The organism is Rhodococcus rhodochrous (assembly GCF_900187265.1).
In the GTDB taxonomy this organism is placed as follows: domain Bacteria; phylum Actinomycetota; class Actinomycetes; order Mycobacteriales; family Mycobacteriaceae; genus Rhodococcus; species Rhodococcus rhodochrous.
In genome coordinates, this window is sequence record NZ_LT906450.1 from 4,479,575 (window position 1) to 4,494,740 (window position 15,166).

Annotated in this window: 13 protein-coding genes; 6 read left to right on the plus strand and 7 right to left on the minus strand. The window is 69.3% G+C overall.

Annotated elements, in window-relative coordinates:
* Positions 1 to 41: 41 nt before the first annotated feature.
* Complete coding sequence (locus tag CKW34_RS20435; RefSeq protein WP_080968367.1) at positions 42 to 1,157, minus strand: glycosyltransferase; 1,116 nt, start codon at positions 1,155 to 1,157, stop codon at positions 42 to 44.
* A gap of 178 nt (positions 1,158 to 1,335) precedes the next feature.
* Between CKW34_RS20435 and CKW34_RS20440 the strand changes: the two genes are divergently transcribed.
* The 5 genes from CKW34_RS20440 (at position 1,336) to CKW34_RS20460 (ending at position 8,123) form a co-directional block, all read left to right on the plus strand.
* Positions 1,336 to 3,087 (plus strand): alpha/beta fold hydrolase, encoded by a 1,752-nt coding sequence (locus tag CKW34_RS20440; protein ID WP_059383833.1) that lies wholly within the window; start codon positions 1,336 to 1,338, stop codon positions 3,085 to 3,087.
* Positions 3,084 to 4,481, plus strand: a complete 1,398-nt coding sequence (locus CKW34_RS20445; RefSeq protein ID WP_080968365.1) for an O-antigen ligase family protein — start codon at positions 3,084 to 3,086, stop codon at positions 4,479 to 4,481. The genes CKW34_RS20440 and CKW34_RS20445 overlap by 4 nt, the downstream gene beginning before the upstream one ends.
* Positions 4,364 to 5,446 (plus strand): glycosyltransferase family 4 protein, encoded by a 1,083-nt coding sequence (locus CKW34_RS20450; RefSeq protein WP_059383832.1) that lies wholly within the window; start codon positions 4,364 to 4,366, stop codon positions 5,444 to 5,446. Before CKW34_RS20445 ends, CKW34_RS20450 begins: the two co-directional genes overlap by 118 nt.
* A gap of 12 nt (positions 5,447 to 5,458) precedes the next feature.
* Positions 5,459 to 7,006: a flippase gene (locus CKW34_RS20455; RefSeq protein WP_226949993.1), complete on the plus strand. Its 1,548-nt coding sequence runs from the start codon at positions 5,459 to 5,461 to the stop codon at positions 7,004 to 7,006.
* Positions 7,007 to 7,088: 82 nt separating this feature from the next.
* On the plus strand, positions 7,089 to 8,123 hold the full coding sequence (locus CKW34_RS20460) for a glycoside hydrolase family 5 protein (protein WP_229582789.1): 1,035 nt from the start codon (positions 7,089 to 7,091) through the stop codon (positions 8,121 to 8,123).
* On the opposite strand, the gene CKW34_RS20465 is transcribed toward CKW34_RS20460, so the two are convergent.
* A complete protein-coding gene (locus CKW34_RS20465; protein ID WP_059383829.1) occupies positions 8,124 to 9,206 on the minus strand; it encodes a GNAT family N-acetyltransferase in 1,083 nt (360 codons plus the stop codon).
* A 165-nt stretch (positions 9,207 to 9,371) separates the two neighbouring features.
* Between CKW34_RS20465 and CKW34_RS20470 the strand changes: the two genes are divergently transcribed.
* A complete protein-coding gene (locus CKW34_RS20470) occupies positions 9,372 to 10,493 on the plus strand; it encodes a GH39 family glycosyl hydrolase (RefSeq protein WP_059383828.1) in 1,122 nt (373 codons plus the stop codon).
* Between the two features lie 18 nt (positions 10,494 to 10,511).
* Here the strand turns inward: CKW34_RS20470 and CKW34_RS20475 are convergent, their stop codons facing one another.
* The 5 genes from CKW34_RS20475 to CKW34_RS20490 form a co-directional block, all read right to left on the minus strand.
* Positions 10,512 to 11,711 (minus strand): MalY/PatB family protein, encoded by a 1,200-nt coding sequence (locus CKW34_RS20475; protein ID WP_059383827.1) that lies wholly within the window; start codon positions 11,709 to 11,711, stop codon positions 10,512 to 10,514.
* 43 nt (positions 11,712 to 11,754) lie between these two features.
* Positions 11,755 to 12,402, minus strand: coding sequence for a phosphate signaling complex PhoU family protein (locus CKW34_RS20480; protein ID WP_059383826.1), 648 nt, complete (start codon positions 12,400 to 12,402; stop codon positions 11,755 to 11,757).
* 73 nt (positions 12,403 to 12,475) lie between these two features.
* On the minus strand, positions 12,476 to 12,634 hold the full coding sequence (locus CKW34_RS24375; protein WP_153811627.1) for a hypothetical protein: 159 nt from the start codon (positions 12,632 to 12,634) through the stop codon (positions 12,476 to 12,478).
* Between the two features lie 118 nt (positions 12,635 to 12,752).
* Positions 12,753 to 14,276 carry a hypothetical protein gene (locus tag CKW34_RS24555; protein WP_059383825.1) on the minus strand — a complete coding sequence of 508 codons (1,524 nt, stop codon included), beginning with the start codon at positions 14,274 to 14,276 and terminating at the stop codon, positions 12,753 to 12,755.
* A gap of 92 nt (positions 14,277 to 14,368) precedes the next feature.
* Positions 14,369 to 15,163, minus strand: a complete 795-nt coding sequence (locus CKW34_RS20490; protein WP_059383824.1) for a hypothetical protein — start codon at positions 15,161 to 15,163, stop codon at positions 14,369 to 14,371.
* Positions 15,164 to 15,166 lie beyond the last annotated feature (3 nt).

The window sequence follows — 15,166 nt, forward strand, 5'->3', positions numbered from 1 at the left end:
GGCGACAAGAGTTCGTCTACTCGTCGGTAGTATGACGTGAGTCACGACGTTCCGATCTCCTCCCCGATCCAGTCGCGGATGTGCTGCCGGAAGTTCTCCGAGGACAGCGCAGCGACGGCCTCGTTACGGCCCTTCGGCACACCGTCGATCGCGGTGATGCACTCGGCGACCGCCTCCACCCTGTCCTCGCGGAAACACAACCCGTCGACCCCCTCGGCAACCGTCTCACCAGCACCTCCGAGCGCGTTGACGACGACACGCGCCCCTGCCGCACGTGCCTCGACGGGCATGATCCCGAAGTCCTCCACCGCAGGAAAGACATAGACGTGGGCCTGCTGGTAGAGCGCGTAGAGCAGGGCGTCCGACGGCCGAGCGAGCACGTGGACCGGCACAGTCGCCTCGTCGGCGAGCTGCCGCAGTCGGCCCTCCTCCGGCCCGGATCCCGCGATCACCGCCGGCACCCCGGCGAGGTCGGCTGCCCGGATCACCCAATCCAGTCGCTTGTACGGTACGAACCTCGACGCCCCCAGCACGAAGGTCTCCGGAAGTCCCTCCAGCAGGGCGGATTCGGCTGCGGACAGTTCGTCACGCCAGTCGGGCACCGACGAGATGCGGGCCGTCTCGACGGGAGGGAAGATCACACGCGCCTCGACATCCCAGGCCCGCTCGATGCGACGACGCACGAAATCGCTGTTCGCGGCGAAGTGTGCACCCTCCCGCGCGCGACGCCGATCGAGGGCCCGCAACGGAGGTGCCGCGCACCGCACCGCGAGCGAGGCACCCCGATCGTCGAGCTCCGGATTCCACAGGTAGCGCGCCGGAGTGTGTACGTAGACGAACTTCTCGAACCCGCTCGGTGCGCCCCGGAAGGTCACGTGGTGGGCGAAACAATGCGAGCTGACCAGGGCGAAGTCGTACGAACCGGGTCGGCGACGCCAGACGTACGGCATGGCCGACAATGCCAGCGCCTTGCGCCTGCGCAGAGGTGTGCGCGCCAGACCGCTCTCGTGCACCGTCCGCCCCGGATACCGGTCGGCGTCGTCCCACAGGCACAGCACGTCGGCCTCGGGAAAGGTGCGGACGAACTCGTCGAGAACCTTCTCCGAACCTCCGTCGCGCGCGATCCATTCGTGCACCAAGATTCCAGGCACAGCCATCCCTCCGAAGACCCCGAGCCGATCGGGAGGGTACTTTATGACCCTGCCGACGCCGAGAGGTAACGGGTCGGCACAATCCCTCGATACGAATGCGTCCGAACGGCAAGAAGATTCAGGGTCCGAGACGGGGTCGGGAAATCACCCCCTCTTTCACCCCCTCGACAGTGGAGGTCACGGAGTGGATGTGCGACACGCGTCGTGGTTCGGCGACCCTGCGTCCCCGATCCTCGGGCACGTCCACCTTCCCGCCGACCGCCGCGCGCGCGGCGCGGTGGTGCTGTGCCCACCCCTCGGCAAGGAACACCTCGACACCTATCGAGGCGTCAAGGCTCTCGCCGAGCAACTCGCCGAGCGCGGACTGGCGGCAGTGCGCTTCGACTACACGGGCACCGGAGACTCGGCCGGCGATCAGGATTCGCCCGACGCGGTCGCGGCATGGCAGCGCAGCGTCGTCACCGCAGTGGAGACGGCCCGCGCGAGCGGCGCCGAGCACATCACCGTCGTCGGACTGCGCGCCGGCGCACTGATCGCGGCGACGGCACTGCCGGAGTGCGGACCGGTCGACGCCGTCGTGCTGTGGGATCCCATCGTCTCGGGCCGGGCGATGTTGCGCGAACAACGCGCCCTCTACCGTCTCGCCCTCGGCGCCGACGATCCCGAAGACCCCCGGGTCTCGATCGTCGGCGGCGTTCTCGCCCCCGAAGCCGCCGACGCACTCCGCGCCCTGAAGATCGATCCGAGGTCGCTGAACGGCACACGAACCCTGCTCGCGACCCGGCCCACAGCCCGCGAGACCGCCGCGGTGTCGGCGCTCGCCACCGCACTCGGCGGTGACGAGCTCTCCCTCGACGCCCACGAATCCTTCGTCACTCCCAGCACACTCCACTCCGCGATCCCGACCGAGCAGCTCACCCGGATCTCCGATTGGGTAGCCGCGGGCGCGCCGGCCGCCACCCGCGAGGTCCACTTCCCCGAGCGCGACCGCGCGGTCGTCGCGACCACCGACTCCGGGCTACCGATCCACGAGAGCGTCGAATATCTCGGCCCGAACGAGATGTTCGCGCTGCGCACGCACGGTGTCGACCCCGAACGGTTCGACACCGAGGGGTTCGGCGCCCCGCGCCGGTCCACCCCGACGGTGTTGTTCTTCGGCACCGCCTACGAGCACCGGCTCGGCCCGAGTCGTCTCTGGGTCGAGCTCGCGCGCGAGTTCGCCTCGCACGGCATCTCCACGATCCGGTTCGACCGGACCGGGGTGGGTGATACCGGCACGGCGCACGGGGCGACCCCCACCCCGCTGTACTCCGACGACTCCGACCGCGACGCCCTCGATGCTGTCGCCGCCCTCGGCATCGATCCGCAGGACCTCGTGGTGATCGGCCTGTGTTCGGGTGCGTGGTACTCGTCGTGGGTCGCCCTCCGGGGTGCAGCACATTCCGCCGTGCTCGTGAACGTGATCCTGTGGTGCACCCACCGCCGGAAGTCGTTGCGCGCCGATCTCGGTCCGAACGCACCCGACGTTCCGGCGATCGCAGCCCCGGCGGAACCGCAGACGATCTCTTTGCGTGCCCGCATCAAGCCGTGGGCGCAGAAGTACCTGCCCTATCCGTTGTGGCTGTTGCTCGGCCGACTCGGCGTGACCCAGGTTCCCGAGGTCGGGTTGGAGGCACTGCGTCGCGCGGGTGTGTCGGCCACGGTCGTTCTGTCCGCCGAGGACCACCGGTGGTTCCTGACCCAGCGCGGAGAAGAAGGACTTCGCCGGGTACGCCGACGTGGCTTCACCGGGGACATCCTCACCAGCGAGGTCGGTGAGCACAGCGGTCGGCAGCGGGACGGGCGCGAGTTCCTCCGCACGGCGGTCACCTCGACCGTGCTCTCCCGTTTCGGGTCCCACACCGCGGATCCCGCTGCAGGCGAGTACGTCTCATGACTCCCCTGTTGATGCTCGCCGTTCCGGTCGTGCTCGTGCTGGGAGTGCTGCTCTGGCGGCGACCCCAACGCGGGTTGCTGGCGATCGCCGCGCTCACTCCGTTCCACGGCCTGCTCGCGATCGTCCCCGGCGGTGAATCACTGTCGCCGTGGAAGGAGGGGCTGCTGCTCCTCACCCTCGGCGCGACCTTCGTCAGCCCCTACCGACGGCGGCTGCCGGCACCGTCCTATCCGTGGTGGCCGGCCGTGGTCGCGTGGGTGGCGATCGGAGTCCTGTCGGCGTTGCTCGTCTCGGGGCTCGCCGGCATCATCGCCATCAAGATCACCTACTTCTACCTCGTCATCCCGGTGATCCTGTGGCGTGCACCGTTCGACGCCCGCGACCGCGACCACCTGGTGTCGATCCTCATGGGCACGACGGCCGTCACCGCCGTCGTCGGACTCGCGCAACAGGTGATCGGCGGTGAGCGACTCGCCGAACTCGGTTACCGCTGGGACGAGCATCTGCGCATCAGCGGCGGAATCCTGCGCAGTTTCAGCACGTTCACGACACCCTTCGCCTTCGGCCTGTTCGTGATGATCGGACTGATCGTGGGGTGCTCGGTCTCCTTCGCCGATCCGCACCGGCTCCGCAACAAACTGTTCCTGTGCGCGACACCGATCATGGTGCTCGGCATGGGTGTGACGATCGTGCGCGCCAGCTACATCGGTCTCGCCGTCGCACTGTTGTGGCTGGCGGTCCACCGCTACCGCGCCCTGTTCCTCGGCTTCGGCGCCGCCGCGGCGCTCGCACCGCTCGTCCTCTTCGCCGTGCCGAGTTCGATACTCGCTCCGTTGTTCTCCTCGTCGAGCCTCGGTGAGCGCGGGGATGGCTGGTCGCAGACCCTGTCGTCGCTGTGGGTGCACCCGTTCGGTCAGGGTCTCGGTGCAACCGGCTCGGCTGCCGCCGACACGGTGGCCCAGAGCAACCCGATGCTGTCCGAACTGTCGTACACGGCGTCCGTGCAGTTCGGGTTCATGCCCTATCAGCCCGACAACTACTACATGAAGCTCGCCGTGGAACTCGGCCCGATCGGCGTGTGGCTGTTCGTCCTCGTACTCGTCTGCGCCGCGGTTTCGACGCTGCGTGCGTCGCGGGTGCTGAGTGGACAGGACGCCGCACTCGCACTCGGGGTGAGCGGCACGATCGTCGCGGCGGCGGTCGCCTCCACGGTGGCGACCTATCTCGAGATCTTCCCTCTCGACGTCTATTTCTGGTTACTGTTAGGAACTGTCGGATGCGCACTGACGCAACACTGGTCACCTCGCCGAAGCTCGCTCACCGCATCGGGTTCGGCGCCCTCGCACTCCGACCGTCCGGCAGTGGAGTCCAGACCTACGTCCGCGAGCTGCTGACCGCGCTCGACCCCCTGCTCCCCTCGGCGGCGTTGCGGGCAACCGTGCAGTGCGACGCCACGGGAGAACTGCCCCCTCGCGTGACCCCGTCGGTACGACCGGTCGCCGACGGGGTGCGGCGGATGCTGTACGCGAAGGTGCCCGTCCGCGGGGTCGACCTGTTCCACAGCCTCGACGTCGACCTGCCCGTCCTGTGTTCCGGTGTCACCGTCTCGACGTTCCACGATCTCGCCGTCTTCGACACCCCGTGGGCGTTCAGCAGGCACCGGGCCGCCGGTGAGCGTGCACTGCTGCGCGATGCCATGCGACGGGCCGACGTACTCGTCGCGGTCTCCAACTTCACCGCCGAACGTCTCCTGGCGCTGTGCGGCCGAGAGGCCGTGGTCACTCCGCTCGCGCCCGCGGTGTGGGCGAAACCTCCGGCCCCCGAGGAGATGCGGGACATCCGCAGGGCGTACCGGCTGCCCGAACGGTTCGTCCTGCAGGTCGGCACCGTCGAACCCCGCAAGGACGTCGCGCTCGTCGCCGACGCGTGCCGTCTCCTCGACATCCCGCTGGTGCTGGCCGGAGCCGGATCCACCGGACCCCACGCACCGGCCGGTTCGATCGGTCTCGGTTACGTTCCCACCGCCCACCTCCCCTCGTTGTACGCCGCGGCGACCGCCGTCGCGTACGCCTCGCGCTACGAGGGCTTCGGGTTGCCGCCGCTCGAGGCGATGGCGTGCGGCGGGGCGGTGGTGACGAGCGCCGTCGGTGCACTGCCCGATGTCGTCGACGACGGAGCCCTGCTCGTCACCGAACACACCGTGACGTCGTGGACAGCGGCCCTGCGCGTCGTCGTCCACGACCGCGACACCGCGGAGGCGCTGCGCACCCGAGCACGCGAGGTCGCCGCGACCTCGACATGGACGCGCACCGCCGAACTCACGCGCGAGGCTTACCGCACCGCGGGCCTGAGAATCTGACGAGGTCGTCGCGTGGGTAGACATTCGCTGGCCGACCGGATGGCCGAGACCGTCGTGATGGAGCGGATCGTCGCGGCGCACGACCCCGGCGGTACTCTCCACGAACCGCAGACCCCGGAGCTCGACGGGCGGGCCGCGCGACGCAACACCGTCGTGATGCTCGGCAGCCGGTTGGCCGTCGCCTCGATGGGCTGGGCCGGTTCGATGATCGTCGCCCGCGCGTTGGCACCGGACGACTTCGGCAAGTTCTCCTTCGTCTTCGGCCTGCTCGGGTTGCTGTCCGTCGTCACCGATCTCGGCGTGGGCCGAGTGGTGCTCGCGAAGCTCGTCGAGTGCAATCCGTGGGAGGTCTCCTACGTCACCACCGCGTTCATCGCGTTGCGCGCTGTGCTCGGTCTGCTCGGGTACGCGCTGGCCGTCGGGTACGTGCTGCTGCTCGGATACTCGTCCGATGTCGTCTGGGCGACAGTGATCGCCGGTCTCGTCGTGGTGATCGCAACGCCCAACAACGCCCTGTCGGTGATGTACCAGAGTCGATTGCGCATGGCATCGGTCGCGGTCGCCGAGACCTTCGGCCAGCTCGCGCAGCTGATCGCCACCATCGCCGCGGTGCTGTGGAATCCGGTGCTGCTCGTGCTCGTCGTGCCGGCGGTGATCAACGAGATCGTCGGCGCGGGCATCCTCGTGCGCGGCGTGCGAGCGGGCAGGGCCGGGCCCCTGCCCGCCGCGCGCGCCCAATTGTGGCGGTGGCGGGAGATGCTCGTCGAGGCCATCCCCCTCAGCATCGGCTTCGCCCTGCTCACCCTGCTGTCGAAGATCGACGTGCTGATGCTCGGGCGGATGGACACCTTCGACTCGGTGGGTCTCTACACCGTCGGTTACAAGTTCGCCGACCTGCTGTCGATGGTGTCGTCGACCGTCGTCGGACCGGTGACCACGCTGCTGGTCGCGACCTGGCCGGCGCAGAGCGAGATGTTCCGGCAACGCACACGGGAAGCGGCGATGCTCCTCGCGGTGCTGGGCGCGACCGCCACCGCGGCCTTCTGGTCGTCGGCGGACGGTGTGCTGTCCCTCCTTTACGGCGAGCGGTTCGCCGAGGCGGCCGGTGCTTCGCGCATGCTGGTGCTCGGCAGCGCGCTGTCGATGCTCACCGAACTCGGTCTCATGGTGCTCATCGCGACCGGGCGCCACCGCGTCTATCCGTGGGTGGCGCTGGCCGCACTCGCCGGGAACATCGGTGCGAACCTCGTCCTCATCCCCCGTCTGTCGTTCGACGGGGCGGCGCTGGCGACGGTGCTCACCGAGGCTGCGATGCTCGTCGCGATCTGGATCGTGGTGGCCCGGAGCGTCCGGATCGGGGGCCTGTTCCCCTTCACCCAGACCGCCGCGATCGCGATGCTGGGTGTTGCGGTGGCCGTGTGGATGTCGCTCTTCGCGGAGCGCTACGATCTTCCCTGGCCCGTCACCGCTGTCCTCTCGGCTGTCTGTGTTCTGGCCGGAACCCATGTCCTTCCCATCACCGGCGGGCTCGGCCTCGTCGGTCTCGTCAAGTCTCGTTGAGGTTGCAGTGTCCCTTTCGCGGTCGATGCCGCGTCGCGTGTCGCGGTCCATGCCGCTCCGCGCCGTTCTCACCCTTGTCGGTGTGTTCGCTCTGTCGTGCACCCAGAGCACCGAGCCACGCGACTGCCGAACAGATCTGACCGCCGACAGTCTCGGGGTCGCGACGGGAGCCGGCCTCGACTCCCTCGACTCCGCTGACCTCGACGCATACATGTCGACGGTCGCCGACAGCGGCGCCGGCTGGATCCGGTTCGACGTGGACTGGTCGACCATCGAACCCGCGCGTGGCCGCTTCGACTGGAGGGGCACCGATCGGGTCGTCGCCGCAGCCGACGCGCACGACCTGCAGGTGCTGGGCCTGCTCACCCACACTCCGCACTGGGCGCGGACGTCGGAGGCCGACCCCGGCGACCCGCACGGGATGCCCGCCGACCCGGACGAATTCGGTCGCTTCGCAGGCGACGTCGCCGATCGCTATTCCGACAGCGTCACGCACTGGGAGATCTGGAACGAGCCGAACCTGACGGCCTTCTTCACCCCGCAACCCGACGTCGGCGCGTACGCCGACCTGCTCGTGGCGGCGTCGGACGCGATCCACAACGTCGACCCCGGGGCAGTGGTCGTCACCGGTGGCCTGTCCCCCGGCACCGACAACGGATCGGACATCGCCCCGACGACCTTCCTCACCGAGTTGTACGACGAGGGCGTGTCGTGGGCCTTCGACGTCGTGGGCATGCATCCCTACAGCTACCCGGCCCTGCCGTCCGATGCGTCGACGTCCGAGTGGAATTCCTTCTACCGCATGCGCGAGATGCGCACCGTCATGGTCGAGCGGGGGGATTCCGACAAGCCCATCTGGGCAACGGAGTTCGGGGCACCGACGGGCACGGACACCGACGCGGTGGGGCCCACGGAGCAGGCCGACATCCTGCGCGACGGGATCACCGAGCAGCGCGCGTTGGGATTCGTCGACAAGCTGTTCGTCTACAGCCTCCTCGACCGCGGCACCGATGTGTCCGATCGCGAGCAGAACTTCGGGGTCCTCGCGCACGACGGGACAGCTAAGCCTGCCTGGGACGTGCTGCGCACGGCGGCGGTCACTTCCGGTTGTCTCTGATCAGCAGCGGCTCGAGGTGAGGGCGTCGCGCGCCGCCAGGCGCAGGGGACGGACGAGGTCGGCTCCGAGATCTGCGGCGCGGAGGGTCCACCGGTGGTGCGGTCGCGAGGCGGGGACGGCGATGATCCGCCCCACCCGGTAGTCACCGTTCGCCCACTGCTCCTTGAATTTCGTTGTGCCGAGGAGGTAGTCGAAGCGGCCGATGCCCAGCTCGTCGTGCCGGTCGGCGAGGTGGCGCTGCAACAACTGGCCGGGCTGGTAGCGGCGCGCCTCGGGATGGAAGCGGCTCAACCACATCTCGGCCGTGGTCCCGGTGCGGAACATGATCTCGTGGGCCGTCCACCGGTCGCCGACGAGCAGACCCACGACGAGCAACCGACCGGCACGGGCCTCGGCGGCGAGCAGCGGCCGGGTGAACGCGGTGAACGGCGGCGCACAGAAGTTGTCGCGCCCGCTGTGTGCGTCGGCGGCCGCAGCGACCGCGGCGATATCGCGCCACCTCTGCGCGAGATGGTCCGGATCGCGCACCACTTCGACGGAGACCGGGGTGCCTTCGCGTTCCAGCGAGCGTTCGAGCCGGGACAGTGTTCTCAGTGTGCGTCGACCACGCAGCGATTCGGCGCCGGCACCGGTGGCGACATCGACGGTCAGGCACCGCTCGGTTCCGGCGATGTCGATGCTCCAGCGAGGCGAGGCATGCAGCATCTCGACGAGAGGGTCGGTGAGATCGACGTGGTCGAGCTGCAGTGCCATGTTCCGATCGGCGATGCCGTCGAGCAGGTCGGCGAGCGCGGCCTCGTCGGTCGCGAGGAAGGTTCCTATCGTGGCGAGGCCGTGAGCCGGGAGTCGTAGAGCGGTGACCCCGAGACGGGTGCGGGCGTGCAGGGGCGCGAGTCCGACGAGGCGCCCGTCGCGCCGGACGGTGCACACGGCCGATCGGCCGCGCCCCATCCGATTCCAGGCCAGTGCGTAGGAGGGGCGGGTCGCGACGCGCCGACCCACCTCCTGGGCGAGGTCGTCCCATTCCGCGGAGAGCCGGACTGCGGATGTCTCGTCGTGGATCTCGAAATTCACGGTGCGCATGCACCGGAACCTTCGGTCCACGAATCCCACATCTTCCGGCCCCCTGCTCGTTACAGTGAATTCGCGGCGTCGGTCTGCCGCTCGCTCCACCGCAAGAATCGCAGGTCGGCGGCGCAGCGTTACGACCGATGTCTGAATTGTCCGAATGATACATCAGGAGAGTCGATGGGTCGTCTCGCACGCGTCGCACTGGCCACAGCCCTCTCGTGCTCCCTCGCCGCACTCGCAGCGTGCGCCCCACCGCCCCAACCCCCTCCGCCGACCACCTGCGCGACCGACGACATCGGAATCGCGGCCGGCGCACCGCTGATGTACCTGTCGGACTCCGAACTCGACCGCGAACTCGACGCGATCCGGGCCGTCGGCGCCCGGTGGCTGCGCGTGGACATCGACTGGTCGGTGATCGAACCGAACCGCGGGCAACAGAACTGGTCGGTGCCCGACCGTGTGGTGGATCGCGCTCGGGTCCGCGGACTCGAGGTGGTCGGCATCGTCGCGTACACCCCGGCCTGGGCGCGCGTCGCGGGCGGCGGCGACACTCACGGATACCCCGCCGACCCGGCAGCCTTCGCCGGTTTCGCCCGGCAGGCGGCACAGCGCTATTCGACCCGCGTGACGCACTGGGAGATCTGGAACGAACCGAACCTGACCAACTTCTTCCGGCCCCGTCCCGACGTCGGCAAGTACGTCGAGCTGCTCGCCGCGGCCGCTCCGGCCGTCAAGTCCGTGCAACCGAATGCCCGGATCCTCAACGGCGGACTCGCACCCGCGGTGGACAACGGTTCCGACATCTCCCCCGTCACCTACGTGCAGCAGCTCTACGCGCGCGGGGCGCACCAGTACTTCGACATCCTCTCCGTCCACCCCTACAGTTATCCGGCACTGCCGTCCGATGCGAGCACGCAGAGCTGGAACACCTTCTACCGCATGCGTCTGATGCGCGACACCATGGTGCAGTACGGCGACGCCGCGACACCGGTGTGGGCCACCGAGTTCGGCGCCCCCACCGGAACCGCCTCGAACGCGGTGAGCACGCAACGGCAGGCCGACATCATCGCCGACGGCATCGCGGAGGCCCGCCGGCTCGGCTGGGTACAGAAGGTCTTCGTCTACTCGATGCGCGACCGCGGGACGAACCAGGCCGACGTCGAGCAGAACTTCGGGCTGCTCTACCAGAACTTCTCGGCCAAATCCTCACGCGCCGTGGTCGCTTCGGCGACCTCGGGATGCGCGGCCGCGAACGACACGCTCGAGTCCACGAACACCCCGGTCGACGCGGTGTGGTGACAGTGGGTGTGCCGACGATCAGGCGCCGAGCGCGTCGGTGATCCCGTCGAGGATCCGATCGAGGATCGGCCCCGACGTCGCGAAGTTGATGCGCAGGAAGTTGCGTGCGCCCGACCCGAACCGCACCCCACCGTCGGCGAGGACACGTCCCCGCTCGCGGACGGTCGACACCGGATCGTCGATGCCGAGCGGCCCGGTGTTCAACCACGTCAGGTAGGTGCCCTGCGGCAGGTGGTGCCGTAGGTCCGGGATCCGTTCGCGCAGAACCTCGTCCACCCGTCGACGGTTCCGGTCGAGGACCTGCAGCAGGTCGCGCTGCCACGCATCGCCCTCCCGCCACGCGGCGAGCGTCGCGACCACTCCCGGCACCGACACCGTCCCGTACAGGTCGAACGGCTCCGCGTCCCGGCGCTTCAACAGGGTCTCGGAGCCGTAGTGCACCACCGCGCACCGCATCCCCGCAAGGTTGAACGCCTTGCTGGCGGAGGTGAGCGTCACCGTGCGGGCAGCGGTCTCCGGCCCGAGCGAGGCGAACGGGATGTGCCGGTGCGGTTCGTAGATCAGCTCGGCATGGATCTCGTCGCTGACGACGAGCATGTCGAACCGTTCGGCGAGATCGGCGATCCGTTCGAGTTCCTCACGCGTGAGCACCCGTCCGGTGGGGTTGTGCGGGTTGACGAGCACCAGCACCCGCGGGCGACGCCGTGCCACCAGCGGCTCGAACGTGTCGAAGTCGAGCACCCACCCGTCGCCTCGGTCGACGAACGGAAAGTCGATCTGCTGCAGACCCATCCGTCGCAGTGACGCCAGGAACGGCGGGTAGTTCGGTGTCTGGATCGCCACCGCATCCCCGCGCGTGGTGCTCAGGTGCAGCACGAGTTGCAGGGCCTGGATGAGATCCGTCTGCTCGCGGACGGCTCCGGGATCGGGTTCCCATCCGTAGCGCGTGTGCATGCGTTGCGCGAACTCCTCGCGCAGCGGCGTGCCGTCGAACCAGTCGGGATAGCCGAGATCGCTACGGTCGACCAGTTCGTGCAGCGCACGTGCGATCGGCGGTGCGACCGGGAAATCCATGTCGGCGACCCACGCGGGGGCCAGCCCGTCGGCGGCCGCCCGTGCCCACTTGGCACCGGACCGCGCCGACAGGGCGTCGAAGTCGAGGTCGTCGAACCCGGGCACCCCAGGACCGCCGACCGAGAGGCGCTCGTCGCTGGTCATGAGGATGAGAATCGCACGGTTCGCGGCACTCCGCGCGCCGAAGTCAGGCGGCCGGTCGCTGGCCCGTGACGAAGAAGATCAACCGATCGGCGACGTCGACGGCCTGGTCGCCGAAACGCCCGTAGAAACGCGCGAGGAGTGCGGTGTCGACCGCGGTCCGGATGTCGCCGTCCCATTCGGGGCTCTCGAGCAGGGTGAGCAGTCGCGAGTGCACCGCATCGAGTTCGGTCTCGATGGCGTGCGTGCCCTTGATCGTCTCGAGGTCGAAGTCGGTGAACGCGTCGCGCAGGATCGCGACGATCTGCGCGGCGAGTTCGGCCATCCGGCGAAGATCGTCGCGCAGGAGATCGGACACCAGCGACTCGGGATGGCGACGCCGTACGACCCGCGCGATGTGCAGGCTCAGTTCGCCCATCCTGGTGAGATCGCCCGTGATACGAACCGCGGAGAAGACCAACCGCAGGTCGGCGGCCACGGGACCCTGCAGGGCGAGGATCCGTACCGCTCGCTCGGAACAGTCGGTGTCGAGTTCGGCGATCCGTGCATCGAGATCGAGGGCGGCCTGGGCTGCGTCGAGATCGGTGTCGAACAGGGCGCGAGTGGCCAGGTCGAGCCCTTCGGCTGCGACCGCCGCGAGCTCACCGAGACGTTCGACCAGGTCGTCGAGCTGTCCTCGGAACAACTCCCTCATGTCTCGCTCCCTCCGTCGCCCGGTTCACGGCACGTGTACCCGGCTGGTCCTCTTTGCAGTCCTGGAGAGGAGCCTAACGGCGCGCGTCGACGACACTCTCGGTGGCGACGTCCTCGGAGGGCGATGCGGAGCCCGCACCGTCGTCCATGCGGGCGAGATGAGCCTTGATCCATTCGGTGCTTCCCGGCGTCGCGGTGCTGTGCTGCGGTGTGCCGGCAATGCAGATAGACAAATTGTTTTCCTCGTCGTGACGCCGATGTGCTCGGCTGCGCAGGCCACACCCATCCCCTGGAGTGACCGCCATCACTATAGCCTGTCGGCGCGAAGCTTCAACTCGGGCGGGAACGCGGTCAGTAGCGCAACGTCTCCCGAGGTTCGCCGTAACCGTTCTGCTCGGGATGAGCGTGCCCGTCCCGGTAGCCCTGCTGGTCGGCGTATCCGTAGTCGTGCCCCTCGTCGTAGCGGTACTGCCGGTAGGCCGAATCCTGGGGCGGGACGAACAGCGACTCGGGTTGCGACGGCACCGGCTGCGACGGCACCGGCTGCGGAGCCCGGTGACGGTCGTCGGGCACCGGTCGCGGCGCAGGCGCCGCGGGTGCAGGTGCAGGTGCAGGTGCAGGTGCGGCGGCCGGGACGGGAGCCGGGGGTTCGGGAGCCGCCTCCACGGCCGTTTCGCGGCGCCGGGCCGGAAGCACGGGCACCAACTCGCGTCCTGCACCGAGCACGACGAGACGCGTGGGCACCTCGATCTCGGCCAGGGCACGCAATGTGTCCTCCGCCTGCGCTCGCTCCTCGGCCCCGGCCTGCAGCACGATCACGGCGAGCGCGAGCCCCTCGGTCTTCGCGCGGGTCCACCACTGCTCCCCGACTCCGCAGCACACGATCCGGTCGCGGGCATCGCCGAAGGCGTCGGTCTCGACGGTCACGCCCTCGCCGGTGAGGAGGAGGATGTGGTCGCCGAGGGAGGCGCGCTGCCCGAGCATGACGATCGTGTCGAGAGGAAGCGTCTCCCGATCGTCGCGCTCGATCTGCACAGCTGTCCGGTGGCGACGCGCGACCCGCCGGGCCCAGGCCGGGCTGTTCGACGCTCCGAAGCGTCCGTTCAGCGCGACCAGCAACTCCGCGACGAGGACGAACACGGCGAGGAAGGCGACCGCGGCCTCGGCACGCGGCATCGGGGACACCTTCGTCCCGGTACCGGCGGGCATCGACAGCACCTGGAGGTATTCGAGGCTCGCACCCGAACGCGCCTGCCGGAGCTGCTCGAGCCGCGCATCGAGTTCGGTCTGCACCACAGGGTCGGCTGCGCCCTCCTCGTCGGCCGCGATACTCGCGGCGAGGTCGGCACGCAGACCGGCGACGACGGCGTCGAGTTCGGCGATGCGCGCGTCGAGGGCGACGCGATTGCGTTCGGTCTGCGCGCGGTCGAGCTGCGTGACGACCGTCTGCGCGAGCCGGTCGGCGTCGGCCTGCGAATCGTCGCGGGCGGTCACGGTGAGCAGGGTGGGCGACGAGCCGTAGCCGACGTCGATCCTCGACGGCAGCTTCGCGGGGTCCTCGTTCGTCTCGGCTGCGATCGCGGCCACGACCGCCGAGTCCTGTGACAGCGCGACATAGGGGGCGATGAGCTGCCCGAGGGTCGCGTCGTTGCCGGACACGGATGCCGACGAGCGGATCTCCGCGACGAGCGACGACTCGTACACCCCGGGGCCGCTGTCGCGGACGAAGAAGACCGCGACCGCGGCGAGCGCGGCGACGAGTGCGGCGGGCACGGCCACGCGAGCGAGATCGCGGGCATGCCCCACAAGGTCGACGGTGGGAGGAACACCGAGCTCACGACGCAGTTCGGCGTCGCGGATGCTTCGTTCGAACACGATGCACAGGCCTTTCGCTGTCGCCCCGGGGAGTGGGCACGTCGCCAGTGTGTCGCGACGAATCGGGCAAATGTTACCGACCCGTACGTCCGTCAGCTGCCGAGCAGCCAGCGCGGACGGGACCACATCTGCCAGGTCTCGGCGACGCGCGCTCCGGCCGCGAGATAGAGCGGGGTGACACGCGGCCTGGTGAGTCCGCACATCGCGACCGGGCCGCGCTGCGTGTGGGTGTGGGCGGCGCCGGCCCGGATCAGCCGGTTCGCGTATCCGCGACGTTGCCGGCCGGTGCGGGTGCCGAGCGACCACACCGTCCGGATCGGTCCGCTGTCGACGAGCAGGGTGCAGGACTGCAGAGTTGCAGTCCCGCCGTCCGCATCCGCGTCGTCGAAGATCCCGATCACCTCGACGCCGGGGGTGCGGGCGACGACGTCGGCGTAGGCGACCGCGGCGGTCCCCGGGGCGATCCCGAAGGTCGCGGCGGCGAGTTCGCGGGCATGCACCATGCCGTCCTCGTCGAGAACCCGGAAGCCCGGATCGATCGGAGCGTCGTGGGCGACGAGGTAGGTCAGGTCCAGCGAACCCGCACATACCCAGCCGTGGTCGGCGAGAACCTGGGCGGCGCCGAGGCCGTCCCCGGCGAGCAGGACGATCGACGGGTGACCGGCCTCCGTCAGCGTCTCGTAGACATGGTGGGCGTGGGCGGTCACGTCGCCGCCGTGGACGAGTGCGAGGTTGTAGTCGGGGTCGGGGGCTGCAGTGATGCCGATCCACCAGCCGTCACCCTCGGACCAGTGGCCCCCGGACGTCAGCGGCCGCATGCTCGCGCCGTACGCACGTCGCAGTTGCGGCGACGATGCGAGACCCGTCGCGATCGAGGCGGCGTCCACCCC

Coding starts and splice junctions, on each gene's coding strand:
- CKW34_RS20435 (WP_080968367.1), bottom strand. CDS start 1,157: ATGGCTGTGCCTGGAATCTTGGTGCACGAATGGATCGCGCGCGACGGA.
- CKW34_RS20445 (WP_080968365.1), top strand. CDS start 3,084: ATGACTCCCCTGTTGATGCTCGCCGTTCCGGTCGTGCTCGTGCTGGGA.
- CKW34_RS20450 (WP_059383832.1), top strand. CDS start 4,364: ATGCGCACTGACGCAACACTGGTCACCTCGCCGAAGCTCGCTCACCGC.
- CKW34_RS20465 (WP_059383829.1), bottom strand. CDS start 9,206: ATGCGCACCGTGAATTTCGAGATCCACGACGAGACATCCGCAGTCCGG.
- CKW34_RS20470 (WP_059383828.1), top strand. CDS start 9,372: ATGGGTCGTCTCGCACGCGTCGCACTGGCCACAGCCCTCTCGTGCTCC.
- CKW34_RS20475 (WP_059383827.1), bottom strand. CDS start 11,711: ATGACCAGCGACGAGCGCCTCTCGGTCGGCGGTCCTGGGGTGCCCGGG.
- CKW34_RS20480 (WP_059383826.1), bottom strand. CDS start 12,402: ATGAGGGAGTTGTTCCGAGGACAGCTCGACGACCTGGTCGAACGTCTC.